21 protein-coding genes are annotated in these 23,565 nt (G+C 42.7%); 10 read left to right on the top strand and 11 right to left on the bottom strand.

What is annotated here, in order from left to right:
- Nucleotides 1-106: 106 nt before the first annotated feature.
- Nucleotides 107-1,483: an alanine/glycine:cation symporter family protein gene (locus tag R7Z78_RS05620; RefSeq protein WP_104975278.1), complete on the top strand. Its 1,377-nt coding sequence runs from the start codon at nucleotides 107-109 to the stop codon at nucleotides 1,481-1,483.
- Between the two features lie 117 nt (nucleotides 1,484-1,600).
- Here R7Z78_RS05620 and R7Z78_RS05615 read toward each other — a convergent pair whose 3' ends face one another.
- Together R7Z78_RS05615 and R7Z78_RS05610 are read right to left on the bottom strand one after the other, a co-directional pair.
- Nucleotides 1,601-2,167 carry a hypothetical protein gene (locus R7Z78_RS05615; protein WP_005385713.1) on the bottom strand — a complete coding sequence of 189 codons (567 nt, stop codon included), beginning with the start codon at nucleotides 2,165-2,167 and terminating at the stop codon, nucleotides 1,601-1,603.
- Nucleotides 2,167-2,802 carry a LysE family translocator gene (locus R7Z78_RS05610; protein ID WP_017820932.1) on the bottom strand — a complete coding sequence of 212 codons (636 nt, stop codon included), beginning with the start codon at nucleotides 2,800-2,802 and terminating at the stop codon, nucleotides 2,167-2,169. Before R7Z78_RS05610 ends, R7Z78_RS05615 begins: the two co-directional genes overlap by 1 nt.
- Nucleotides 2,803-3,018: 216 nt before the next feature.
- On the opposite strand from R7Z78_RS05610, the gene R7Z78_RS05605 reads away from it, so the two are divergent.
- The gene (locus tag R7Z78_RS05605) at nucleotides 3,019-4,491 is read left to right on the top strand and encodes a carboxypeptidase M32 (RefSeq protein ID WP_104975277.1); all 1,473 of its coding nucleotides are present in this window, start codon (nucleotides 3,019-3,021) and stop codon (nucleotides 4,489-4,491) included.
- Nucleotides 4,492-4,561: 70 nt separating this feature from the next.
- On the opposite strand, the gene R7Z78_RS05600 is transcribed toward R7Z78_RS05605, so the two are convergent.
- The 3 genes from R7Z78_RS05600 to R7Z78_RS05590 form a co-directional block, all read right to left on the bottom strand.
- Complete coding sequence (locus R7Z78_RS05600; protein ID WP_025998561.1) at nucleotides 4,562-5,512, bottom strand: LpxL/LpxP family Kdo(2)-lipid IV(A) lauroyl/palmitoleoyl acyltransferase; 951 nt, start codon at nucleotides 5,510-5,512, stop codon at nucleotides 4,562-4,564.
- Nucleotides 5,513-5,931: 419 nt separating this feature from the next.
- A complete protein-coding gene (locus R7Z78_RS05595) occupies nucleotides 5,932-6,267 on the bottom strand; it encodes a DMT family transporter (protein ID WP_169644527.1) in 336 nt (111 codons plus the stop codon).
- A gap of 123 nt (nucleotides 6,268-6,390) precedes the next feature.
- Entirely contained in the window at nucleotides 6,391-6,777 is a 387-nt protein-coding gene (locus R7Z78_RS05590; RefSeq protein ID WP_005377791.1) for a DUF6559 family protein, read from the bottom strand.
- A gap of 340 nt (nucleotides 6,778-7,117) precedes the next feature.
- On the opposite strand from R7Z78_RS05590, the gene metA reads away from it, so the two are divergent.
- The 7 genes from metA to R7Z78_RS05555 all read left to right on the top strand — a co-directional run bounded on the left by metA (nucleotide 7,118) and on the right by R7Z78_RS05555 (nucleotide 17,237).
- Nucleotides 7,118-8,059, top strand: coding sequence for a homoserine O-acetyltransferase MetA (gene metA / locus R7Z78_RS05585; RefSeq protein WP_005377792.1), 942 nt, complete (start codon nucleotides 7,118-7,120; stop codon nucleotides 8,057-8,059).
- A gap of 187 nt (nucleotides 8,060-8,246) precedes the next feature.
- On the top strand, nucleotides 8,247-8,972 hold the full coding sequence (gene pilW, locus R7Z78_RS05580) for a type IV pilus biogenesis/stability protein PilW (protein ID WP_017633991.1): 726 nt from the start codon (nucleotides 8,247-8,249) through the stop codon (nucleotides 8,970-8,972).
- A 267-nt stretch (nucleotides 8,973-9,239) separates the two neighbouring features.
- Nucleotides 9,240-10,169, top strand: coding sequence for a phosphate/phosphite/phosphonate ABC transporter substrate-binding protein (locus R7Z78_RS05575; protein WP_017633990.1), 930 nt, complete (start codon nucleotides 9,240-9,242; stop codon nucleotides 10,167-10,169).
- Nucleotides 10,169-12,325 carry a GGDEF domain-containing phosphodiesterase gene (locus tag R7Z78_RS05570; protein WP_104975276.1) on the top strand — a complete coding sequence of 719 codons (2,157 nt, stop codon included), beginning with the start codon at nucleotides 10,169-10,171 and terminating at the stop codon, nucleotides 12,323-12,325. The genes R7Z78_RS05575 and R7Z78_RS05570 overlap by 1 nt, the downstream gene beginning before the upstream one ends.
- Nucleotides 12,326-12,481: 156 nt before the next feature.
- Nucleotides 12,482-15,658: a response regulator gene (locus R7Z78_RS05565; RefSeq protein ID WP_081007902.1), complete on the top strand. Its 3,177-nt coding sequence runs from the start codon at nucleotides 12,482-12,484 to the stop codon at nucleotides 15,656-15,658.
- 9 nt (nucleotides 15,659-15,667) lie between these two features.
- Entirely contained in the window at nucleotides 15,668-16,144 is a 477-nt protein-coding gene (locus R7Z78_RS05560) for a hypothetical protein (protein WP_054574102.1), read from the top strand.
- Between the two features lies 1 nt (nucleotide 16,145).
- Nucleotides 16,146-17,237 carry a sulfate ABC transporter permease gene (locus R7Z78_RS05555; protein ID WP_104975275.1) on the top strand — a complete coding sequence of 364 codons (1,092 nt, stop codon included), beginning with the start codon at nucleotides 16,146-16,148 and terminating at the stop codon, nucleotides 17,235-17,237.
- Between the two features lie 146 nt (nucleotides 17,238-17,383).
- On the opposite strand, the gene R7Z78_RS05550 is transcribed toward R7Z78_RS05555, so the two are convergent.
- The 4 genes from R7Z78_RS05550 to R7Z78_RS05535 form a co-directional block, all read right to left on the bottom strand.
- Nucleotides 17,384-17,695, bottom strand: coding sequence for a hypothetical protein (locus tag R7Z78_RS05550; RefSeq protein WP_005377799.1), 312 nt, complete (start codon nucleotides 17,693-17,695; stop codon nucleotides 17,384-17,386).
- A gap of 202 nt (nucleotides 17,696-17,897) precedes the next feature.
- Nucleotides 17,898-18,332: a DUF962 domain-containing protein gene (locus R7Z78_RS05545; RefSeq protein WP_005377800.1), complete on the bottom strand. Its 435-nt coding sequence runs from the start codon at nucleotides 18,330-18,332 to the stop codon at nucleotides 17,898-17,900.
- Between the two features lie 119 nt (nucleotides 18,333-18,451).
- On the bottom strand, nucleotides 18,452-18,805 hold the full coding sequence (locus tag R7Z78_RS05540) for an MmcQ/YjbR family DNA-binding protein (RefSeq protein WP_017633985.1): 354 nt from the start codon (nucleotides 18,803-18,805) through the stop codon (nucleotides 18,452-18,454).
- Nucleotides 18,806-18,828: 23 nt separating this feature from the next.
- Nucleotides 18,829-19,311 carry a MarR family winged helix-turn-helix transcriptional regulator gene (locus R7Z78_RS05535; protein WP_017633984.1) on the bottom strand — a complete coding sequence of 161 codons (483 nt, stop codon included), beginning with the start codon at nucleotides 19,309-19,311 and terminating at the stop codon, nucleotides 18,829-18,831.
- Nucleotides 19,312-19,421: 110 nt separating this feature from the next.
- On the opposite strand from R7Z78_RS05535, the gene R7Z78_RS05530 reads away from it, so the two are divergent.
- Entirely contained in the window at nucleotides 19,422-20,309 is an 888-nt protein-coding gene (locus tag R7Z78_RS05530) for a DMT family transporter (RefSeq protein ID WP_005385740.1), read from the top strand.
- A 132-nt stretch (nucleotides 20,310-20,441) separates the two neighbouring features.
- Here the strand turns inward: R7Z78_RS05530 and R7Z78_RS05525 are convergent, their stop codons facing one another.
- Together R7Z78_RS05525 and gabT are read right to left on the bottom strand one after the other, a co-directional pair.
- A complete protein-coding gene (locus R7Z78_RS05525) occupies nucleotides 20,442-21,764 on the bottom strand; it encodes an EAL domain-containing protein (RefSeq protein ID WP_081007901.1) in 1,323 nt (440 codons plus the stop codon).
- A gap of 520 nt (nucleotides 21,765-22,284) precedes the next feature.
- A complete protein-coding gene (gene gabT, locus R7Z78_RS05520; protein WP_054574099.1) occupies nucleotides 22,285-23,556 on the bottom strand; it encodes a 4-aminobutyrate--2-oxoglutarate transaminase in 1,272 nt (423 codons plus the stop codon).
- Between the last annotated feature and the right edge of the window lie 9 nt (nucleotides 23,557-23,565).

Raw genomic sequence — 23,565 nt, 5'->3', positions numbered from 1 at the left:
TTTTGCTTGGCCTTCCCGCCTACAGCCAATAGCTTAGTTCTTTTAGAGATCGTTGATCTCGTCCTTTCCCTCTTCTCCTTATTAGTTGTTTTATTAAGGGGAAATCATGAACAACCTACAATCTTTACTACAAACCATCGATAATTTTGTCTGGGGTCCACCGCTGCTTATTTTGCTAGTGGGTACAGGTGTTTACTTCACTTTTAGCCTTGGCTTGATCCAGTTTAAACACCTCCCAACAGCGCTAGCGATGGTATTCAGTAAAGATAAGTCATCTAATACTCAAGGTGACGTTTCTAGCTTTGCAGCTCTTTGTACTGCACTCTCAGCAACAATTGGTACTGGTAACATTGTTGGTGTTGCCACAGCAATCAAACTCGGTGGACCAGGCGCTCTATTCTGGATGTGGCTCGCTGCCCTTTTCGGAATGGCGACTAAATACGCCGAATGTTTGTTGGCGGTTAAGTACCGAAGAGTCGATGATAAAGGCCAAATGATTGGTGGCCCAATGTATTACTTGCAATACGGTGTTGGCTCAAAAGCTCTCGCGATCATGTTTGCAGTGTTTGCTTTAGGTGTTGCTTGTTTTGGTATCGGTACGTTTCCACAAGTAAACGCGATTCTGGATGCAAGTGAGATATCTCTTGGTGTTAACCGTGAGCTATCTGCCTTTGTACTAACTCTTTTGGTTGCTTTCGTAACTTTGGGTGGCATCAAATCCATTGCTAACGTTGCAGGAAAAGTGGTTCCTACCATGGCTGTATTTTATGTGTTGGCGTGTTTAAGCGTGATCATCATGAATGCAGACCAATTGTTCAATGCCGTTGAATTAGTGCTGGTTTCAGCCTTTACATCAACAGCAGCGACGGGTGGTTTTTTAGGTGCAAGCATCATGCTGGCAATCCAATCAGGTATCGCTCGCGGTGTGTTCTCAAATGAATCTGGTTTGGGTAGCGCGCCTATGGCAGCAGCAGCAGCGAAGACAGACTCTTGTGTTAAACAAGGCCTAATTTCAATGACGGGTACCTTTTTCGATACCATCATTATTTGTACCATGACAGGCCTTGCTCTAATCCTGACTGGTGCATGGCAAAGTGACTTTGCAGGTGCCGCGATGACGACTCATGCTTTTGCGGTGGGTTTAAATGCAGATACATTTGGTCCTATGCTCGTCTCAATCGGTTTGATGTTCTTCGCTTTTACCACCATTCTTGGTTGGAACTACTACGGTGAGCGTTGCGTTGTGTTCCTGTTCGGAACTAAAGCTGTGCTTCCATACAAACTGATTTTCGTCGGCTTGGTGGCATCTGGTGCATTCCTTCACCTCGATATGATTTGGCTACTGGCTGATATCGTAAACGGTCTGATGGCAATTCCTAACCTAATTGGTTTGATCGCACTGCGTCACGTCGTACTGGCAGAAACCAAACTGTTCTTTAGCTCAACATCGCAATCAGGTAAAGTTGAAGCAGTGAAAGCTTAGTGAAACGGCAGGTTTGCGGTCACAAACTGTCAGTCACAGAGAGCAAGACACATTAGAAATGGTAAAACACAAAGCCCGCTATTATTTAGCGGGCTTTATTTATCTTCGGTTAAATGGTTAATCTCTCAACCATTGATGCTCAACGTTTTCTCCACGTTCTTCAAAAAACTTCGCATTTTTTTGCTTGAATTGATCCGCTTTCAACTCTGATAGCGGCCAGTCTAAAAATGCTTCTGTTACAAACGAGTCGCCGACACCAACTTCAATCGATTCCAGATGTTTCCCGATGTAGCGATAAAAGTAGCCTTGCCCAAACGCATCGCACACCATAGGTACATGCCTGACACGTTGATGATTGACAGAGACCGAAGCCCAAGTCGTCGTTTTAGGTTCACAGGTTTGCTCTTTTACAACGTCGACCTCAAATTTATTGTCCATAGTTGTCGAAACAAAAACGACAATAGCGTCATGCAAATACACACGCCTGAGCAATAACTGTTTAGTGTCTTGAGTTCGCGTTTGTTGTATTCCATTAGCAAAAGGCTCGAAGTAGCCCCAGTGCCAAGACCAGATCATGCCGCGTTGCGCAAACTGTACTTGTGGCCACGTATGCCAAGCTACAGCGGCACCTATCCCCACAATAAATACAGCGAGTAGTATCAACAATCGATAAATATTACGCATTAAACGGGTTTTTCAATTAATAACTTCACACCAAGTGCGACTAATACTGCGCCCGTCGCGCCTTCCATCCACTTCATAAAGCTTGCATTCTTTAGTAGATTTTTAGCCGAGTTAAGCGCGCCAGCTAAACCACACTGCCAAACCATCGCAATAGCAAAGTGTACAGATGCCATCATCATTGATTGAAGCAAGGGTGAACCTTCTGGATTCACAAACTGTGGCAAGAAAGCCAAATAGAAGACCGCCGTTTTCGGGTTCAAGACGTTAGAAAGAAAGCCCTCTCTAAAAGAGCGCTTACCATTAAACACTTCGTGAATCTGCTCGGTCACGGTCAATCCATCTTTCGACGACATTAGCGCTTTTAAACTGCTCAAACCAAGCCAGATAAGATAAGCCGCGCCAATCATTTTTACGATTTGGAACAACTCTGCTGATTGCGCAAGAATCGCCGAGATACCAACCGCAGAAAAAAAAGCATGTACGAATAAGCCAAAGCAAATCCCTAGACTGGTTGTACATCCATCTTTTAGGCCCGAGCGGCTAGTGTTACGGATAACAAGTGCAGTATCTAAACCTGGCGTTAACGTTAAAATCGTAATGGCAATAATAAATGCCTCGAAATTCAAAATATCCATATTATCGTGATAATTAATTGTCAATCCTTCATCAATACCGCCAATCCACAAGATTCGCAAGCTTCTTTTTTAAGAGAGCTATACAACTGGGTGAGTTTATGGACAATGGGTTGGAGTTAATTATTAATAAATTAACGTAGGTTGCTTAGTGCAACACCATATGAAGGACCCGTTATCGGGTGTTTAGGGAAAGAACAAAAGAATAAGAGTAGTCACATGAACGCATTTACAAAACTCGTTGAACATTCCAAAAAAGTGGCAAATTTTGAGCATCTATCTGCCATCATAGATTGGGATCAAGCAGCGGTCATGCCACCTGGTGGCGCTGAAGCACGATCGAATGCCACGGCAGAGCTCGATGTACATATCCATTCTTTAATGACTCAACCGCACTTGGGAGAGCTTTTCGCTCAGGCAGAAGAAGAGACGCTGTCTACAAAAGAAAAATCTATCCTAAGAGAAATGAAGCGTGGGTGGCAGCAAGCTAACTTACTACCAGAATCATTAGTTCAAGCTCAATCTCTTGCTGGCTCCAAATGTGAACATGCATGGCGTACGCAACGTGGAGAAAATGACTGGGCTGGTTTTGAAAAGAACTGGGCTGAAGTAGTAAAGCTATCGCAGGAAGAAGCGCAAATTAGAGCCGAAGCAAATGGCACGACTCCTTATGATGCCATGCTCGATGTTTATGAACCTGGCACAACGTCTGCGTCGTTAGACATTCTTTTTGCTGACGTGAAAACCTGGCTTCCTACTTTGATCGATGAAGCGCTTGAAAAACAACAATCAGACAACATCTTATTGCCAACTGCACACTACCCTGCGGAAAAGCAAAAAGCGCTCGGTTTGGAAGTCATGAAGCTACTTCAATTCGATTTTGAACACGGTCGACTTGATGAGAGTACCCACCCATTTTGTGGCGGTGTACCGACAGATGTGCGTATTACGACACGTTATAATGAAAACGAGTTTGTCCAATCATTGATGGGGATTGTCCACGAAACTGGCCATGCTCGATACGAGCAAGGGCTACCAAAAAATTTATCAGGAACACCCGCGGGAGAAGCTCGCTCTATGGGTATTCATGAATCACAATCACTCTTCTTTGAAATGCAAATAGGACGAAGCAGCGCGTTTATCGATCACCTCGCTCGACTGGCTTCTAACCATTTTTCTGGTAGTGAATTCGAAAAAGACAATTTAGCCAAAATTTACACTCGCGTAGAAAAAGGCTTTATTCGCGTAGATGCTGACGAACTTACATATCCTGCTCACGTTATTCTTCGATATGAAATTGAGCGAGATCTCATGAACGGCGTCATCAAACATACAGATGTACCAGAACTCTGGAACGAAAAGATGAAAGCGTACTTGGGGCTATCAACCGAAGGAAACTTCAAAAATGGCTGTATGCAAGATATCCATTGGACAGACGGAAGTTTTGGCTATTTCCCGTCCTACACGCTCGGTGCGATGTACGCTGCACAATTTATGGCAGCAATGAAACAAACCGTCGATGTAGATGCGGTTATTCGTTCTGGCGACTTAGCTCCGATATTCAATTGGCTCTCGGAAAACATCTGGAGTAAAGGTAGCTTATTCACCACTGATGAGTTGGTAAAACAAGCCACGGGTGAAACACTGAATGCTAAACACTTTCAAGCTCACCTAAAAGATCGCTACTTATAAAGCGAAAAGAATAGAAAGTAAAAGCCCAAGGTTCGTATGTTCCTTGGGCTTTTTGTAGGCTCTCTATGTGTTATGCCAAGCTAGGGATGAGCCTAGGCTTGTACAAACAGTCCTCACCCTCTGGTCTAGTTTTAAACCGACGATGAAGCCACATATACTGGCTCGGACTTGCCATGATTGATGTTTCAACTATTTGATTCACGAATGCGGCGGCACGTTGATGATCCTCTTTCGGGAAACCTTCGACGGGCGCACTAATGGTTAGGGTATAGTGTCCGTCTTTTCCTCTTACCATCGTAAAAGGCACAATGGCGCAATCTGTAGAATCAACCAACAAACTTGTACCTGTCGTAGTACAAGCATTTTTAACGGCAAATAACGGTGCAAATGTCGAGCGTCGGTTACCATAATCGTGGTCCGGTGCATACCAAACCCGCTCACCCGTTTTAAGTGATTCAAGCATGGCTTTGACGTTTTTACGATCAATCAGTGTACGATTAGAGCGAGAGCGTCCCTTATACTGAAAATAATCAAAGCACGGATTATTGTTTGGGCGATAAACACCGGTTCCAGACTTTTTAATGCCAAAAGCTCGAGCACCTAACTCTAGATTCATTGAGTGTACGGCCAACATTAATGCACCTTTGCCTGACTTCTCTAAAGCCTCTAGATGCTCCATGCCTTTTATCGTGACGTGTTTGTTTACCCGTTTATCTGACCAAAACCATGCCATTGCGGTCTCAAAAAGTGCGATGCCAGTATTGTCGATGTTGTCTTTTAGAATTGCTTCGCGTTGGCATTCTTCCATATGAGGGAAGCAAAGCTCAAGATTGCGTCTGATCGTAACTTGACGTTTTCTCATGAGTCGCATAGCTAAACGACCAATGTTGCGTCCCAAAGCTAGTTGAACTTTAAAAGGAAGGAGGCTAAGTAAGTACATCACGCTAATGATAATTAACGTTCCCCAGTAACGAGGCAAAAGAAATTCGGCCTTGAATGCAGGCTTTTTGTATTTGTTCATGTAAGTATTGTCAGATGTGCCCATCTATAAGTGATAAAAACAATGATAATGGACTGCACTTTTATCATTGATAACGCTAATAACATAAATTAAAGCGCGCGGATTCTATGGTTCTTCGACACACTACACAATAAGAACTTTGCAGAAATATGTAGGGAATGAAAAAGCAGTAAAGATGAGTCGCCACGTTAACATCTATCGGAGTGATTTATCTACTGCCCTTTTCTAAAGTTTGAAGAAACATAACTTTGTATTTTCAATGCGCTAAATAATGCCTGTTTTTCAATCACATAATGCGACCGTGATGAATGCAACAATAGACATCATATCAATACTCGCCATTAGCGATTGAATTTGCACTAAAAAGCCGCAGCAATTTCTCGCTGCGGCTTCTTATTCACTTAACAAGTAGAGTGGCGTTATTCGTACCCTACTGTTTTGGATAATAAATTTACGATCAACACACCAGCGATGATAAACCCAATACCAACTAGGGCTGGTAAGTCTAGACGCTGTCCGTAAACAAAGTAACCAACCGTCGCAACCAAAACGATCCCAGCACCACTCCATATGGCATAAACAACCCCGACAGGCATTGTTTGCACTGTGACGGAAAGCAAGAAGAAAGCGATGCCGTAACCAATCAAAACGACTGTGCTCGGCATTACTTTCGTAAATTGCTCTGTTTTGGGAATATAAGAAGTGGCAATCACTTCACATACAATCGCTATCGACAGCGCCAACATTGGTGGCATAGAGACAAGCATTTTGAACATAAGGCATTAACGCTCAACAGAAATGTAACCGACAACATGTCCGGATAATTAGGCCGCGCATTATACCCAACTCATCTCACGATGGAATACCACTAACGATGTTTACACACCATCACTTTCGCTTACTTTTTGATGACCAGGTGAAAGGCTGACGTTTTGGTGCTGACGAGAAATTTCAAAGTAGATATGCATATCGATCGGCTCAGGTGTATTGAGTAGCATCTTACCTACTTCACGTTGGAAATGACCATAATTACCTAGCTCATCCGTTAGTTCTAGGAGCTCGTAAGAGGCTTCATCGGCAAACATTCCATACGCATACTGATAATGACTGATATCCTTGCTCTTATCATAACCCAGCTTTTGAAGAGCTTGATCAATCTCTTCCGGCGTATAAATGTCTTTATCACCAAACGAATGCAGTAGCACGCAAGGAACTTCTTGAGCTATGCTCTGAATCTTTGTCTTTCTCTTGAAAATACCGAACATAATGTCCTCCACTGACGATGTTTCCAAATATGCACATTAATGCAAAATGGTGAGCTGATTGTTTTTAGTATGGCTCATTAATTTGAGACTTCCTTACTACGAAGTCACCTTCACATATTAACGTGATCGCATAATTACCAGCAAATAGTACACACTGCGTTTCAAACCTATCTCATCAGAAACTCTGCTTTAGTCACAATTGTGTGACAACCCCGAGTACGGTTTACCATAATGTAAAGAGTAGATTGAAAAGTCGGATTTCGTATCGACATCTAAACTTAATTAAGTTAGCTTTAGAAGTATAGACGTCTAGATTGACTATACTTAGGGAGAGAAAGTCGTGCCAATTAGAATTCCAGATCAATTACCAGCTACCGATGTATTAAGGACAGAAAACATCTTCGTGATGAGTGAAACGCGTGCAGCGAGTCAGGAAATACGTCCTTTAAGAGTGCTGATCCTTAATCTGATGCCAAAAAAAATAGAGACTGAAACTCAGTTTCTGCGTCTACTCTCAAACAGCCCACTACAGGTTAACGTCGAATTACTGCGCATTGATAACCGCCCGAGTAAAAATACGCCAACTGAACATTTAGACACGTTTTATCGCCAATTTGAAATGGTGAGAGATAAAAACTTCGATGGCATGATCATTACTGGAGCTCCATTAGGTTTGGTGCAATTTGAAGATGTCATTTATTGGGATCATCTCAAAACCATCATGGAGTGGGCAAAAGATCATGTGACATCTACTCTTTATGTTTGCTGGGCTGCGCAAGCAGGGTTAAAGCTACTCTACGATCTACCTAAAAAAACGCGTAAAGAAAAACTTTCAGGTGTTTATCATCATCAAATCCATCATCAGTTTCACCCTATCTTACGCGGATTTGATGACACGTTTTTGGCTCCTCACTCGCGTTACGCAGATTTTTCGCCTCACTTTCTAGAAGAGCATACTGACTTAGACATTTTAGCGACATCGGATGTCGCAGGTGTGTACTTGGCCACCACAAAAGACAAACGCAATGTCTTTGTCACAGGACACCCTGAGTATGATTCTCACACCTTACATAATGAATATATCCGAGATTTAAGCGAAGGTATGGAGCCCGCTATTCCTGTCAACTATTACCCAAACAACAACCCAGATAACCCACCAATTGCAAGCTGGAGAAGCCATGGACACCTCCTCTTTTTAAACTGGCTGAACTACTGTGTTTATCAGCAAACACCGTACGACCTCGATCACTTCAGTGAAGATGCTTTCACTAAAGACGATTAGCTTCAAAATAAGCAAACAAAGCACTCATCATTACCGAAATGTAATATGTGAACCAAGCCGCCATATGGCGGCTTTTTCATAACAGTTTGCAAACCTGATCGCATAGTGTTTTTTCCTCAATAGGCTTTTGCTAAGTAATTCATATCATGCAGAAAGATTCAGGGATGTAGGGATGTAGGGATAAAGAATGAAAACAGCAAAGCTCGGTGCACTATTATTATTGTCTCAGTTTGCACTCGTGGGTTGCGTGACGGTGAAAGAAGATGGAAGCCCTGTCGTTAAAGCCGATCCTGTGGCAATGGCAGAATCACGTATCGCACTTGGCCTAGGTTATTTAGACGGCGGTAACATGATTCGCGCGCATGATAACTTACAACAAGCCTTAAACCACGCACCTCAATACTATCGCGCGCAATTATCTATGGCTCACTACTACGAAACGGTTGGTGAAGATATTAAAGCCGAACAGATGTATAAACGCTCTCTACACCAACACACTAAAAACGGAAATGTGCTCAATAACTACGGTACTTTTCTTTGCAAGCGAGGTGACTTCGAAAAAGCCGATCAGATGTTTAATCGAGCCATTGAGCAGCCTTATTACTACCTTATTCCAGCAAGCTATGAGAATGCAGCTTTTTGCGCGCTAAAATCACAAGATAAAGACAAAGCGAGATACTACTTTACTAGAGCTATCGATCATGATCCCCATAGACCAAAATCGATTTTGCAACTCGCCAAAATAGAGATTGATAGCGGTGATTATACTGAAGCTAGAATTCGATTAATGAGATTCAATCAAATGTATGGCGTGAAGAAGCCCTCTTTGCAACTCATGATTCAACTTGAACGTGCAGCAGGCAATGAAGCTCTCGAGAAAAAGTATCAAAAACAATTGGAAAAATTTTCTTAGTACAAAATAGCGATACATAAGGCGCATTAGCTCACAGCCAATACAGCGCTTGACCAAGAATCCAGTGAATTCAGACTCACGGTGATACATTCATCCTGTACATAAACGTCAAATTCGGTACTATTTGAACGGAATAAGTGACCAAGTCACATTATAAAAAGTGCGCACACAACGAAATTTGTACATCATACTGTTTTTAAGATTGATTTCGGCACATTGATAAATACTAAATATTACTGACATGCACCAGAAGGAAGTTGAAGCCGGATGAAACCTGCCTGCACTCTGTTATTACTCACTTTGCTGAGTTCACCTTTTGTTGTCAGTGCACAAGAAAATATTGAGAAAACATTCACGTTTGGCATTGTGTCCAATAAAGCCCAAAGCAAAATCAAAAAAGCGACGCCCCTTACTCAGTATGTAACTGAAAATATGTCTGAATATGGTTACGCAAAAGGGGCAGTAAAGGTATTTAAAAATTATCGTCAGCTCGCGGTTGCGCTTGAAAATGGCACCGTTCAAATTGCAACGGCGACCCCCTTTAATGCGATGACCTTAGAAAAGGAGTCTAATAGCCAAGTTCTTGCTATACGATGGAAAAAAGGCCTGCAAAAATATCATACGGTGTTCTTTACTAATAAAGAGAGTGGGATTGAGTCACTTTCTGACCTGCGCGGAAAAACGCTTGTTTTTGAAAAGCGCACGTCTACCAGCAGCTATTACCTACCTGCGATTACATTGCTGAATCACGGAGAAAAACTGCAATACCTTCCCTCTCCTGATGACAAACCGGCCAAAGACAGTATTGGTTATTTATTCCTTGATGAGCAACTCGCTCAGTCAAATGAAATCAACCTATCTGTATGGGTATATAAACAGAGAGTTGCGGCAGGAGCATTCAGTAACTTCAACTGGAACAATCCCAAAGATTTGCCAGAGAACATGAAAGACAAACTAGCGATTTTTTCTCGTTCTGTTGAAATACCCAGGGATTTGATTCTCGCTTCTCCAAGCATGAGCCTAGAGCAACAGCGTAAAATCACGTCCATACTGCTTGATATGGATACAACTCACGAAGGCTCTCTCGCACTTAAAAAGTTTCAGAACACCAAAAAATTCAGCGCACTTACTCCAGAAATGCGAGCCTCCTTAAGTACAGTGCGCAAGTCAGTTCACTTGTTACCGAAGGTGGATTGATGTTTCAAAAGCTCTCACTCGAAACCAAATACATTTGCTCGACAATGTTCGTTGTCTTGTTTGTTGTGGTGATAAATCTTGCGTTATACATGCACGGTTACGATGCGTATTCAAATAGCTTAACTCAACAAATCACGAACAACTCTCAAGAAAAAACAGAATCTTACGTTAAGCAAAAAGGGTTGGTTTATGCAGAGCTATTATCAAAACAGCTTTTTGATCCACTCTATACAGACAATATCAGTCAAGCGTATGAGCAAATTAAGGCAACATTGAGCCAGCCAGATGTCTCGAAAATACATGTTGTTGACAATGAAGGGCTAATCTTTCACGACGGCACTACTCAGCTAAGGATGTTTGCCCAACCTCATGACCGCTCTCCTTTTATTTTGAAAGCAATAGAAGAATCCAGAACTCTCGTTTCCTTTTCCAAGCATCAGTTGGAGATCGCAGCGCCGATTCAGCAATCAAACATTACTCTTGGGGCGGTATATCTTGAGCTTAACTTGATACATCTACTGGAAGAGAAAGAACAGAACATTGAACAAGTCCAAGCGATTACCTCAAACGATAAACAGAAGATGTTTAACTTGCTGCTAACGATCAGTGGGATATCCGTTCTATTCGGTAGCATCATCGCTTATGCTTTGGGGCGGTCGTTAACTAAGCCACTCAAGCAACTAAAAGATCAATTTTCAGAGTCAAATACCCAAGCGCTGCCAGTCACCGACATACAAAGCAAAGATGAAGTGGGAGAACTTATTTCGGCGTACAACAAAATGTCAAACAAAGTGAACCGATACACCAGCCGAGTTGAGTTCATGGCGTACCACGATATTCTGACTTCCCTGCCAAACCGAGAAAAGTTACTCATTGATATTCAAACGCAAATAACTGACCACAAATCCCCCTCACTTGCGGTTGTGTTTATTGACTTGGATGACTTTAAGCACATTAACGATAACTACGGACATAACATTGGGGATAAATTGCTAGGCCATCTTGCTTCAGAGCTTCAAGGCCGTTTGCCGAGTTATTTTAAGCCGCTTTACCGCCTTTCTACCATCGTAAGTCGAGTTGGTGCGGACGAATTTGTACTGGCCTTTCCGTGCTCGGACAATCATGAAGCTAGAGAAAAAGCGCACGCTATTCATCGCCAACTACTCTCTCCCTTTAGTTTGGAAGAGAACGATATTCAAATTACGGCAAGCCTCGGAATTGCTGTGTATCCAGAATTTGGTTCAAACGCTGAGTCTCTTTTACAGCTTTCCTCTCTTGCGGCGCAGGAATCTAAAAGACGCGGTAAAGACATTATGACGATATACGATTCCACGTTTGATGAAACGATTAAACAACGTTTATACATAGAACGAGAACTGCGTCGTTCAGTACGTGATTTGTCTCAATTCGAGCTGTGGTATCAACCACAATTTGATCTAAAAACTTATCGCCTAATTGGGGTCGAAGCATTGGTTAGGTGGAATCATCCCGAGAAAGGTTATATCAGTCCAGAATCGTTTATCCCGATCGCAGAACAAAGTGATTTAATATTGGAGCTTGGAGAACATATCATTGAGACGGCAGTTGCTCAGCGGGCAATGTGGGCAGAACATTTCGGTACTGATTTTCACATCGCATTAAACTTGTCCCCAAGACAAATCTATCGCCAAGATTTAAGTCAATTATTTTCTAAGTATTTACGACGACATGATGTCGCCCCTCAAACCATTCATGTTGAAGTGACAGAGTCACTTTTTATTGATGATACAGAGAAAGCTCAATATGTGCTTAAAAAACTACAAAGTATCGGAGTGGAAGTTTGGCTAGATGACTTTGGTACGGGGTATTCAGCCCTTGCCTACCTACAACATATGGCTTTTGACGGGCTCAAGATTGATCGTTCATTTATCGCTCAAATCCGAAAAAGCGATCAAGACGATTCATTAGTTCGCGCGATTGTATCCATGGCTCACAACCTAAGAATGAAAGTAGTAGCCGAAGGCGTAGAAACTCAAACTCAACTCACACGAATGGAGTCTCTCCACTGTGACGTCGTACAAGGTTTTTTCTTAGGTAGACCTGTACCTGCCGAGGAATTGATTGCATTTGAATACCAACGAGGGAGTGGCGCTCAAAGCGTCAATCACTTTGCTTAGAACGCCGTTTTGTTAACTATTGCCGCTTAGCGCGTTAGTACTCGTAATGCAATATCGGTCACACTTCCCCCACCTCATTAATATGAATTTTCTCTTAAAATCTAACATCTGAGATAAATAAACTACACTTTTCATATCAACTTATTGGATATGGAAATGCGCGTGGTAGGAATCTTTTCTTGGAACAACCTGTCGGTAAAACAAAAGCTATTTGGGTTGGTTTTGCTGCCAATTTTATTGTTGCTTGTCCTCGCGGGTAAACATGTACAAAGCCTTTCTATCCAGGCTCAGGAACTACAAAAAGCACAGTTATTCTCTGTCTACATCGACCGCGTATCTTCGCTTTATCACCTACCGAATAACCCTGATGTAATAGATAAGCAACTAAAAACTCAGCAGATATCTCAATTGTTACGCGACACCGCTGCACCAGTATTCGGTGAAAACGCTGAGATACTAAACCAGTTGACAAGCTTTGAGGAAGCAACCCTCTCGATGCTCTCTTCGCACAATCAAGAAGAAAAGTTAGATGCGGCAGAGTGGCGCGCTGATACGTTCAAAGAAATCCTCATGAGCTTAGACAAAGTCTATTTTAGAAATGTGAGTTATGAAACAAACACTCACCTTTCTTCTTTGATGCAACTTGAATGGTTGATGTTTTGGTCCACTGAAGAGCATAGATTAAGCGAATATTTGATTCGATCTTCAGAGGAAAATAACGAGTATGACCTCACAACACAGGCTTCTATCCAATCTTTAATCCAGAACCAACAACTATTTCTAGAGCGTTTTGTGACGCTAAATGCCAATCAACAACAAGTAGATCTGCTCATTGAGACGTTTACGGGTGAAGTCTTTATCAAAAGCCAAGAGTTTCGTGCTTATTTATTGCAACCAGCTCAACTCAAATCATTAACCCCGGATGAGATTGATGCGGGGTTATCTGCACTCAACAAACGCTTATCGTTATTACAAAGTGTTGACGACAAAATGGAACAACAGCTGAGTGATGATATATCAAAGACAATCAACACGACGACACAGCACCGCTTTACCTTTATCGCAATGATGAGCCTTTTAACGCTGTTGGTCGTAAGTTTAACGCTAAGATTGGTGCGAAAAGTTACTGGAAACTTGAATCTAGTCCTCAAATTTCTCAGTAACGAAAGCAATGAACAAAGTAACACTGAAAATTCACCTCTTGCTCAACTAATAAAGGGTAAAGACGAGCTGAGTAAGTTTGCTCGAGAGGTAAAAAAGCTTAGTGATGAGCGGATGTTGTCCAGACTAAAGCTCACACAAGCTAAAGAAGATGCAGAACAAGCAAAAGATGATGCAATTAAGGCGAGTAAAGCCAAAAGTAGCTTTTTGGCCAACATGTCCCACGAGATCCGCACGCCGCTAAATGGCGTTATTGGCATCTCTGAAGTGTTATCCGATACTTCCCTGACTGCCACACAACGCGATTACGTCGACACGATTGAAACCTCCTCCCAACTGCTTTTGAGTTTAATTAATGACGTTCTAGACTTCTCAAAAATTGAATCTGGGATGTTGCTCATTAGCCCACATTCAACTTGTGTTCGAGAGTCTATCTATGACATTGCTTCTATCATTTCACCGAAAGCAAAGGAAAAAGGCATCGATGTGCAAGTCAACATTAGCCGTAACACGCCTTACCACGTAATGTTGGATGACCATCGTATACGCCAAGTTGTCATGAACTTCATGTCTAACGCGGTAAAATTTACCGAACAAGGCAGTGTAGAGTTATCGGTCATCACCCGCGAAATTAAAAATGGTGAAGCGGTCATCGAGTTTTCCGTTAAAGATTCTGGGATTGGTATTGATGCCCAGCAGCAAAAGAAAATATTTGCTCCATTTGCCCAAGAGGATAACTCTACTACCCGACAATTTGGGGGAACTGGACTTGGGCTTGCCATTAGCACGCAATTAGTTGAGCTAATGGGTGGAGAAATTCAACTTGAATCCGAGAAAGGTAAAGGCAGTCGCTTCTTCTTTGAACTAACTGCTCCTGTTGTGACGCAAGAGTTTAACGCTTATCACGCTCTGAATCACAACGATATATGGATTGTATGCAGCAGTACTCAACTAGAACAAAAACTGCGTAACGAGTTAAGTTTTTTCAACATCAATATAACGCAGTCAGTAGATACCTTAAGTGCGTTGCCAACGTGGATTGATAACGAGCGCGTTATCGTTATTCATGTAGAAGCATCACCAAATGCAGCGGCGATGCATATCGATGAGATAGAAAGCCTTTGTAAACGAAACATTCGTGTCTGCCTCATCAAGCACCTTCATAGCCCACAATTCGACTTTAGAAACAGTATCAGCGCCTTGGTCACTCAGCCACTACTAGGGCAGCGCTTAATTAAAGCACTTGAAAGTTGTGCGGCAAATTTCTCGCACGCACAACAAGAGAGCACTTCAGCGCAACATGTTAAATCTCTGCCGAAAATTTTGGTCGTTGATGACAATACGGTCAATCAAAAAATCGCGGGGCTACACGTCACAAAAGCTGGCTTCGACTTTGATGTCGCTGTAAACGGACAAGAAGCGGTTGAGAAATTTCAACAGAATCAATACAGCCTAATTTTAATGGACTGCATGATGCCCGTAATGGATGGATTTGAAGCCACCCAAATAATTCGTCAAATAGAAGTAAAAGAAAAACGCGCTTTCAGAATTCCGATTATTGCTCTAACGGCAAGTGTGGTCGATGACGATATACAAAAATGCTTTGACGTTGGAATGGATGACTATGTGCCCAAACCGTTTAAAGCAGGGTTGCTTAAAGAGAAGTTAGATAAGGCAATTGGGTTACGTGTTTCCAACACGACGCCTGCTGAACCACACCAAGAGAACACCACCCCCGATAAAACTCATGAACTACCTGCAAGTTCTGAGCAACCAGAAGCAACGGTAACGCCTATTCGCTCCGAACGCATCTTGCTTGTCGAAGATAATAGAGTGAACCAGAAAGTGGCTTCTCTATTGCTATCTAAAGCAGGCTATCAATTCGAAGTCGCAGAAAACGGACAAATTGCAGTCGAAATGTTCCAAAAAGATGGAAAGTTTGATGTTATTTTGATGGATTGCATGATGCCCATAATGGATGGGTTTGAAGCTTCTAGGCAAATTAGAGCTTATGAAGCGAGTAAAGGATTAGCTAAGACGCCCATTATCGCATTAACAGCAAGCGTCGTTGATGATGATATTCAACGCTGCTTTGATTCAGGAATGGATGCCTACGTACCAAAGCCTGTGCGCAAAGAAAAACTGTTGTATCAAATTGAACAAGCAATGTAGGTGGATTCTATGAGTAGAAATCATTCTCGCGTTGCTTTTCCTTTGCGTTACATAAAACGCTATCTGTATATTCTGATTGCCCTTCTTTCATTAAATTGCCAAGCTCTCGCTGCAGAGAGCTACGCCGTTTTCTCATTTAATGACGAATTCTCTCCGCTCACTGTCAATAAAGCGCGAAAGTTGTACAGAGGGAAGACGCAACTTTTACAAGGCCAGCGAATTGAACTCTCTGACTGGCCTGCGACATCAACAGAAAGAGCTGAGTTCTATCGTTATCTTCTCAACAAAAATTTAGCGCAAATGAACGCGCATTGGGCAAGCTTGTCTTTTTCAGGTAAAGCTAGACCGCCAAAAGTGATTGCACGCTCCAGCATTGATGACCTCATAGCATGGATGCAAGAGAAGCCGAATAGAATTGGTTATGCCCCAACATCGAGCGTCCCTAGTAATGCTCATGTTTTATGTGTGGTTAGCTCGGAGAATTGATATGAAAAAATATTTAACCATGTTATCGCTGAGTATCGCGACCTTTCCGAGCTCAGCCACGATTGAACTAACAGAACAACTTTCTTTAAGTGGTTTTGGCTCTACTTCGTGGGCAAAATCCGATAACCCAACTACGTTACTAGTTAACCGCTTTATTGGCGATGAATCTTGTTTCGATTGCGATACCACTTTCGGCATGCAGCTCGATTATTTTCACAAGGCATTTCGGGCATCCGCACAAGTCGTAAAGCGCCCGCAAGACCATTGGAGCTCGCCTCAGCTCGAGTGGGCGTATTTGGCTTATACCTATCAAAACATAGAAATACGAGGAGGACGCTTAAGACTGCCACTGTTTTTGATGTCTGAGTACAACTATGTCGGCCACGCTTTTACCCAAGCCCGCCCACCGAATGAGGTATATGACAGAATTCTAGGTATCACGGCTTATAACGGCCTATCTGCACGCTGGATTCATGACCTCAATGAGCAAGTCGTACTTACTGCCATGCCGTTTGTCGGGTTTAAAGACAATAGTGACGTAACCATCAATGAACGTACTGAATTGGAAATTGAGTCAAACAATACTGCAGGGATGAACTTAACGCTAAGCGGAGAGAGCTATCGTTGGAATTTTTCCTACCTCCACGGCGATTATGATCAAACAACGACGCTCTCTAACATTGAGCAGTCCACTCCCGGTGGCGGAACCACAATCATTGACCGTCTAGTTGAAACAGAAAAAAACAACACGATCGATCTGTTCTCTCTAGGGTTAAGATACGAGCTCGATAACATTGTGATTATGGCAGAAGGACAGACCAGCAATCTTTCCTCATCTTGGTACGCGACAACAAGTTATAATGTAAACAAGCTAACTCCTTATATTGTTTACGGTCAGCAGTTTAATAGTCGGGATAAAAAAAGTGGAGACAGTTTCTTACTCGGATTGAGATATGACCTAGATTACAACGTTTCCCTGAACGCAGAATGGCAAAGGTTCAACGCCTACAATAATAGCTCTGGCGCGTTTTCATCAGCCCCAAAGGATGACAGTGCGAGCCTTTATACGCTAATGCTCAACTTCGTTTTTTAATGTTTCTTACAGTACCAATTTCCACAACACTGGGGGCTGCTGTATTAAGAAGGCTTTTTGCAACACGTAACTAAACGCTAAACGACTGGAAGGGATAGAATCGTTCAGATAGGTAAGTGGCAATCCAAACAGAGACAAAGGTTACTCTATTTCGGTTTGTTTTGATTGCCTTTTAACCGCTTTTCTTTGCGTCGCAGTGCCCGGAAAAACTTTGACTCTTCGTGGTACCAACCAAGGACACTAATTGGAAAGCCCACGAGCATCATAATAAAAACATCCGCAGGGAGTTGTTCCCAAATGTCGCTTAAAGAATGCAGCTCTCCAAAAATGAACAAACCGATGACTTTACCAAGCAGTAATGCACAACAAATCATAAAGAAGGACTTTAATATATAGTGCCATTTGCCTTTTTTACGCTCTTCTCTCCAATAGGCATATTTATATTGTCGGTCGTACATTCATCCCCCTAAAGTAAACTTGCCGTAAGTTTAAGTATCTCGATAGCGTAAAGTGCGTTGGCACCTCTTTAATCATAGTGCGTATCTAAAGTGAATGCTTGTCGTGGCAATAAGAAGGAGAGGTATTCTGTAGTAAGAGCTACATAATCTCTGAACGTTATATGTCTTGTGTCATTCGGATGATGCCTGATTTTGCTTATCGCTAGTGTTTTCTGAACACCCAAATCGGGCCGATGAGTAGAAACTGTAAATCCTCAAAAAACGACGGTTTTTTACCTTCAATCTTGTGACCGATAAATTGCAATATCCACAATACACCAAACAAGAGCATAGAAATATGCAGAACGGGCAACATCAATACCTCTAGAGACCAAATAAGGCCAATGCACGCTAATGTGTAGCCGATCATCATCATGAATACGCTCAGAGACAAACGAAAATAGAAAACCCAAGTGGGGATCACCGCTACCCAAACCCAATTAAGTTCGAAGCCTAATAATGAAATCTGGGGAATCGACCAAATAAGTCCAACCACAGAAAGGTAAATACCTGGAACTGCGATTGTGTGAATCTTTTGGTTGATAGGGTTTTGGTGACTCTCCCCGTATTCTTTTAGCCATTCAGATAATGCTCGCATATCATTCCCCTTTTCCACCTTCTTATTCTTATATAGCCCGAGGATGAAAAAGGTGCGAATTTTTCCGTAAAGGCTACGAGCAACGAGCGACAAAACAACAGAGGCCAGTGCGTTGCCGATTACTCACCAAGCAACGCTCGTTGTGCTTTCGGCAGCTTGGCAACGACAAGAGCATAAGAGCGTTCACACAAGTCTTGAATCAACCCATCCTCGACATCACCGTTAAAATAAACCGTTATCCAATGACGCTTATTTAAGTGATAACCCGGGATAATGTCCGTAAACTGCGACGTTAAGACTTCTCCATCTTCTGGTTTTACTTTTACGCTGACATACTCCCGACCGTTTCTCTCTGCAATGATGGCAAACATCTTGCCTTTGATTTTGTAAACAAGCGCTTCAGGCCCAAATGGGAAATCGCTTTCTGCACACATGAAGGTACTTAAGTATTGTTCTAGTTCTTTGCTTTTCATATCCCCTACCTCCTTCAGCGTTCTCACTCAAATTGTGGCAATAGCAATTTTAACGCCTGGTTAACCTGCTCTTTTTCATTGCCTTCTAAACCATGCAATAACGATTGCTGAACGTCTACATGCTCCAAAATTAGCTTGTCAATTAAGGTTAAGCCTTGCTCTGTTAGTTCAACGGTGACGCTACGTCGGTCTTCTTTACTATGGGTTCTGGTAATAAACCCTTTCTTCTCAAGTTTATCTAAGCGATTAGTCATCGCACCCGAAGTGAGCATCATCGACTCTATTAACGCTGAGGGAGTAAGACAATATGGTGAACCAGCTCGACGCAGTGTCGCTAACACATCAAATTCACCCATTTTCAGGTCGTACTTCTTATGTAGCTCGGCGACCCTAGATTCCATGTGTTTTGCAATTCGCATTAGTCGACCCATTATTGCCATCGGTTCAGTGTCGAGGTCTGGCTTCTCCCTAGCCCACTGCTCTACCACTCTATCAATTGCATCCATTATTTCTCTCCAAACATCATATATTTTTTATTTTAACATAAAGATACTTTACAAAAAGCCACCTTGCCGATATCGTTACATTTAATTATCTCTACATAAAGATATTTAACATGAACATTTTACTTGCGATGATTCCTGCCTTTTTTTGGGGGACGACTTACGCTGTTACTCAGTTTACTCTACCGGACTGGCCTCCCGTTTTACTTGGCGCTCTAAGGGCACTGCCTGCGGGTCTTTTGTTGCTGGCAATAAAGCCCTCGTTTCCAAAAAGAAGTGAGTGGAAAGTGCTGCTTGTTTTAGGAACCATCAACATCGCTTGCTTCTTTGGTCTCATTTTTGTCATGGCGTTGACGCTTCCTTCTGCCATCTCTGGTGTTGGTATGGTTTCGGTCCCCGTTTTTGCGATGCTGTTTGGTTGGGCGGTCTACAAACGTCAGCCTAGTGGCATTCAAGCGATAAGCGGCGCAACTTTGATTACTTTAGCTTGGTTCTTATTTGATCCTAGCTCTATTTCTCTCGAACCCGTGGGCTTACTTGCGATGATCTCTGCCATTATGTGCATCGTGATAGGAAGTAGCGTAACAAAGTCACTAGGTACAAAAATGCACTGGTGGACAGTGCTAACATGGCAGCTCATTTTGGGTGGCGTGATTATGTCTATCGCAACAAGTGTGCTGGCGATAAACAATCCAGAGCCATATGTTACGGTCGTTCAGGACGTATCCATGACGAATATTCTAGGGTTACTGTGGGTAATTATTCTGAACACTGCATTAGGGTATGGCATGTATGTATGGTTATTACAGCGGATGTCGGTCGTAGATTTTACCTTTGGTGGTATTGCAAACCCTGTCGCAGGCATTGTTTCGGGCCTACTGCTATTGGGGGAAACGTTCACTCCTCTGCAATACAGCTTAATGCTAGGAATGATCGTAATGTCATTACTACCTCAGCTCATTACGTCAATCAAAACGAAAAGAGCCGCACTCTCCTCCTAAGTAACGTTAATTCCTAACACTCTAGAAGTAATGAGAGTGTTAGGAATCCTCAAGTGTAACCCCATCAGCAGAAATCAGCGCTAACCTAGGCAACTGACACCTTTAAAACGGTACGTTTTGACATTATGGCTGTTAAGCGCTTGCAAGGTTAGTCAGGGGCTCTGGTTTAGCGTAAACATAACCTTGAATAAGGTAAATCGCATGCTGAGCCAGATATTCGACTTGAGCCTGGCTCTCTACACCTTCTGCAATCATCTCACATTCCGCTTTGTTCGCTGCAGACACAATTGAGTCCAGCACTTTCAATTTTTGGTCGTCAGATCCTATTGGATCAATAAACATCTTATCCACTTTTAAACATCGGATGCCCAAATCTTGTAGGTAAGAAAAGCCACCATATCCGGTACCAAAATCGTCAATTTTGAACTTGTAGCCTTTATTCGTTAAATACAAAATCTCTTTTTTCGCGGCCTCAGTGTCTTTTACTGGTATTCTCTCGGTCAATTCAAAATGAATTCTATTAGAGATTGGCCAATTTAACTCCGACAGCAACTTCGTTAATACACCTGACTCTAAATGGGAGGAAACAATATTGATGCTGACCCACGTATGCTCGGGTAAGTCACTTAAGTCTTGTATGATTTTACGAATAAGCTGATTGGTCATCGGGATAATCAGGCCACTTTCTTCTGCAGCACCAATAAACATATTTGGTGGCACCATTCCATCACGTCGCGACCATCGAATCAGAGCTTCATATCCTACTGTCTTACCATCGCGACTATCGACAATCGCCTGGTAGTAAGGAATAAATTCTGCATTACTAATCCCATTTTCAATTAGACCTGTAATGGATTTTCTCAAGCTTTTACCAGATATGTATGCAAAGGCAGTCACAAGACCAGCAAGCACACTTACAAGACCGCCCCACAAAAGTACTCTTTCCTGAGCATAATTTTTAAGTTTTTCACCGCTGAATATCTTGATGAGCATGTTGGCTTGAGACTCTCCTGAAAAGAAAAACTCTTTTGAGAGTGCGTTTTCTTCTCCTGCAATATTCGCTTTGCCACGGCTTATCGTTAAATCACCAAATATTGGTTCATCATACTTAAACTCTACAAATAGGCAGTCTTTGCAAGGCGTTTTTATTACCTCGTTAACCCAACTGTTATCAAGCACCCAGAAGACTTCAACGTGTTCATTATCATAAATGACCATCCACTCTATTTGGTCATTCTGTTGCGGCAAAATAAGTGATGCGAAAAAGTTCTCATCCATCTGAAATCGTTCACTACTAGATGGGCGAGACACTTCACTACCAACCGTGGAACACGTTTTTCCGCCTTTTGTGGTCATCGCAATAAAACGAATGTAACGGTTATAAAAACGTGGGTCGCGTAAAGTTCTTACATCACTATCACTACAAGTAAAATCTAACTGAGCAATCTGCTTCACTATTGCTCCGTCCAAATAGGCAGACCTTTGATTTAAATAATCTACGTAAGCATCTATTTTCGACGCTTTTACCGAGTTGACGTAAAAGTTGGTTATCGAATGAAAGGCCACTACAAATATGGCGATGGGAACTAAGCCGAGTAAAATGGCATACCTTGTATTCTTTGTTATCAAAGTTCGTCCTGCTAATCTGTCAAGCAACCTAAGTGGGATATGAATACTATCTCATTTCTATAGTCCAAAAAGTGAGGAATGACGCTCAATAAAATTATAGACTCAAGTGGCTTTCAGATGTCGGGATTTAGAATGTGAGCACCAAACCACATTCGAGGAGAACAAAGTAGCGACTAAGTGGAAAGTAAGAACGAGCCCAACTGTTAAGTCATCCGTAATAAGAGTGACAACTTGGAGCTTGAGCAATACTTTTTAGATAGGCAGCAGATACGTTAAAAAAATAAAAAGGAAACGATTGATGCCAACCGCTTCCTTGATTTGTTATTGCTATTTAAAAGTGCGTGAATTACGCCACTTCAAGAATCACTTTTTCCAACTTATCTAGGCCTTCATTTAGCACGTCAGATTCGATGGTCAATGGAGGTAACAGACGAATCACGTTCGCTTTTACTCCACAAGAAAGCAGGATAAGACCATTTTCTTGCGCTTTAGAAATCACCGCTTTGGTCATCTCTTGCAGTGGTTTGCCTGATTCTGGGTCAGTAAACTCAATCGCCATCATTGCACCCGTGGTACGGATTTCACCGATAGCAGGCACTGATTGTTGCAGTTTCGTCATACGAACATTGACCACTTCACCGATGCCCATTGCTTTAGCACACAAGTCTTCTTCTTCGATGATTTTCAGCACTTCAAGACCTGCAACACAACCAAGTGGCGAGCCCGCATAAGTGCCACCTAAACCACCGGGTAGTGCAGAGTCCATCACATCCGCTTTCCCAACTACCGCTGAGATTGGGAAACCACCAGCAATGCCTTTCGCCATTGTCATTAGGTCAGGTTCAATGCCTAGATACTCTGTTGCAAACATTTTACCGGTACGAGCAAACCCTGTTTGGATTTCATCGGCAATCAGCATGATACCGTGCTTATCACACAGCTGACGCAAGCCTTGTGCAAACGCTTCAGGTGCTTTGTAGAAGCCGCCCTCGCCTTGCACTGGCTCGAAGATAATCGCCGCAACGCGTGAAGGTTCAATATCGCAAGCAAATAGATCGTCGATCGCTTGTAAGCTTTGCTCAACGCTGATGCCGTGGAACGCATTTGGGTACGGCGCGTGGTAGATTTCGTTCGGGAAAGGACCAAAGCCCGCTTTGTACGGCGCAACTTTACCAGTTAACCCCATCGTCATATTTGTGCGACCGTGAAAGCCGCCTTTAAACGCTATCACGCCGCTACGGCCTGTATGAGCGCGTGCCACTTTTACGGCATTTTCGACCGCCTCGGCGCCAGTGGTTAGAAAGATCGCTTTCTTCTTAGTCTCACCTGGTGCAAGTTCTGTCAGCTTTTCAGCCAGCTCTACGAATGACGCGTATGGCGTAACCATCGCACACGTGTGCGAGAAGTTGTCCAACTGAGCTTTTACCGCTTCACTGATACGTTTGTGAGAATGCCCGGTGTTAGTCACCGCGATACCCGCTGCAAAGTCGATGTATTTGTTGCCTTCGATATCCCATACGTAAGCGTTTTCTGCTTTCTCGACGTAAAGTGGGTACAGTGCGCCCATGCCTTGAGCGATAACTTGGCTTCTTCTTTCGTGTAGTTGTTGGTTTGTCATTGTTTTGTC

Origin of the sequence: Vibrio sp. 1167, from assembly GCF_033340375.1 — a bacterium.
In the GTDB taxonomy this organism is placed as follows: domain Bacteria; phylum Pseudomonadota; class Gammaproteobacteria; order Enterobacterales; family Vibrionaceae; genus Vibrio; species Vibrio alginolyticus.
This window is presented reverse-complemented; position numbering and strand designations above follow the sequence as displayed.

Coding starts and splice junctions, on each gene's coding strand:
- R7Z78_RS05530 (WP_005385740.1), top strand. CDS start 19,422: ATGAACATTTTACTTGCGATGATTCCTGCCTTTTTTTGGGGGACGACT.
- R7Z78_RS05610 (WP_017820932.1), bottom strand. CDS start 2,802: ATGGATATTTTGAATTTCGAGGCATTTATTATTGCCATTACGATTTTA.
- R7Z78_RS05550 (WP_005377799.1), bottom strand. CDS start 17,695: ATGTACGACCGACAATATAAATATGCCTATTGGAGAGAAGAGCGTAAA.
- R7Z78_RS05620 (WP_104975278.1), top strand. CDS start 107: ATGAACAACCTACAATCTTTACTACAAACCATCGATAATTTTGTCTGG.
- R7Z78_RS05545 (WP_005377800.1), bottom strand. CDS start 18,332: ATGCGAGCATTATCTGAATGGCTAAAAGAATACGGGGAGAGTCACCAA.
- pilW (WP_017633991.1), top strand. CDS start 8,247: ATGAAAACAGCAAAGCTCGGTGCACTATTATTATTGTCTCAGTTTGCA.
- R7Z78_RS05590 (WP_005377791.1), bottom strand. CDS start 6,777: ATGTTCGGTATTTTCAAGAGAAAGACAAAGATTCAGAGCATAGCTCAA.
- R7Z78_RS05600 (WP_025998561.1), bottom strand. CDS start 5,512: ATGAACAAATACAAAAAGCCTGCATTCAAGGCCGAATTTCTTTTGCCT.
- R7Z78_RS05565 (WP_081007902.1), top strand. CDS start 12,482: ATGCGCGTGGTAGGAATCTTTTCTTGGAACAACCTGTCGGTAAAACAA.
- R7Z78_RS05595 (WP_169644527.1), bottom strand. CDS start 6,267: ATGCCACCAATGTTGGCGCTGTCGATAGCGATTGTATGTGAAGTGATT.
- R7Z78_RS05575 (WP_017633990.1), top strand. CDS start 9,240: ATGAAACCTGCCTGCACTCTGTTATTACTCACTTTGCTGAGTTCACCT.
- R7Z78_RS05615 (WP_005385713.1), bottom strand. CDS start 2,167: ATGCGTAATATTTATCGATTGTTGATACTACTCGCTGTATTTATTGTG.
- R7Z78_RS05555 (WP_104975275.1), top strand. CDS start 16,146: ATGAAAAAATATTTAACCATGTTATCGCTGAGTATCGCGACCTTTCCG.
- R7Z78_RS05570 (WP_104975276.1), top strand. CDS start 10,169: ATGTTTCAAAAGCTCTCACTCGAAACCAAATACATTTGCTCGACAATG.
- R7Z78_RS05535 (WP_017633984.1), bottom strand. CDS start 19,311: ATGGATGCAATTGATAGAGTGGTAGAGCAGTGGGCTAGGGAGAAGCCA.
- R7Z78_RS05605 (WP_104975277.1), top strand. CDS start 3,019: ATGAACGCATTTACAAAACTCGTTGAACATTCCAAAAAAGTGGCAAAT.
- gabT (WP_054574099.1), bottom strand. CDS start 23,556: ATGACAAACCAACAACTACACGAAAGAAGAAGCCAAGTTATCGCTCAA.
- R7Z78_RS05540 (WP_017633985.1), bottom strand. CDS start 18,805: ATGAAAAGCAAAGAACTAGAACAATACTTAAGTACCTTCATGTGTGCA.
- R7Z78_RS05560 (WP_054574102.1), top strand. CDS start 15,668: ATGAGTAGAAATCATTCTCGCGTTGCTTTTCCTTTGCGTTACATAAAA.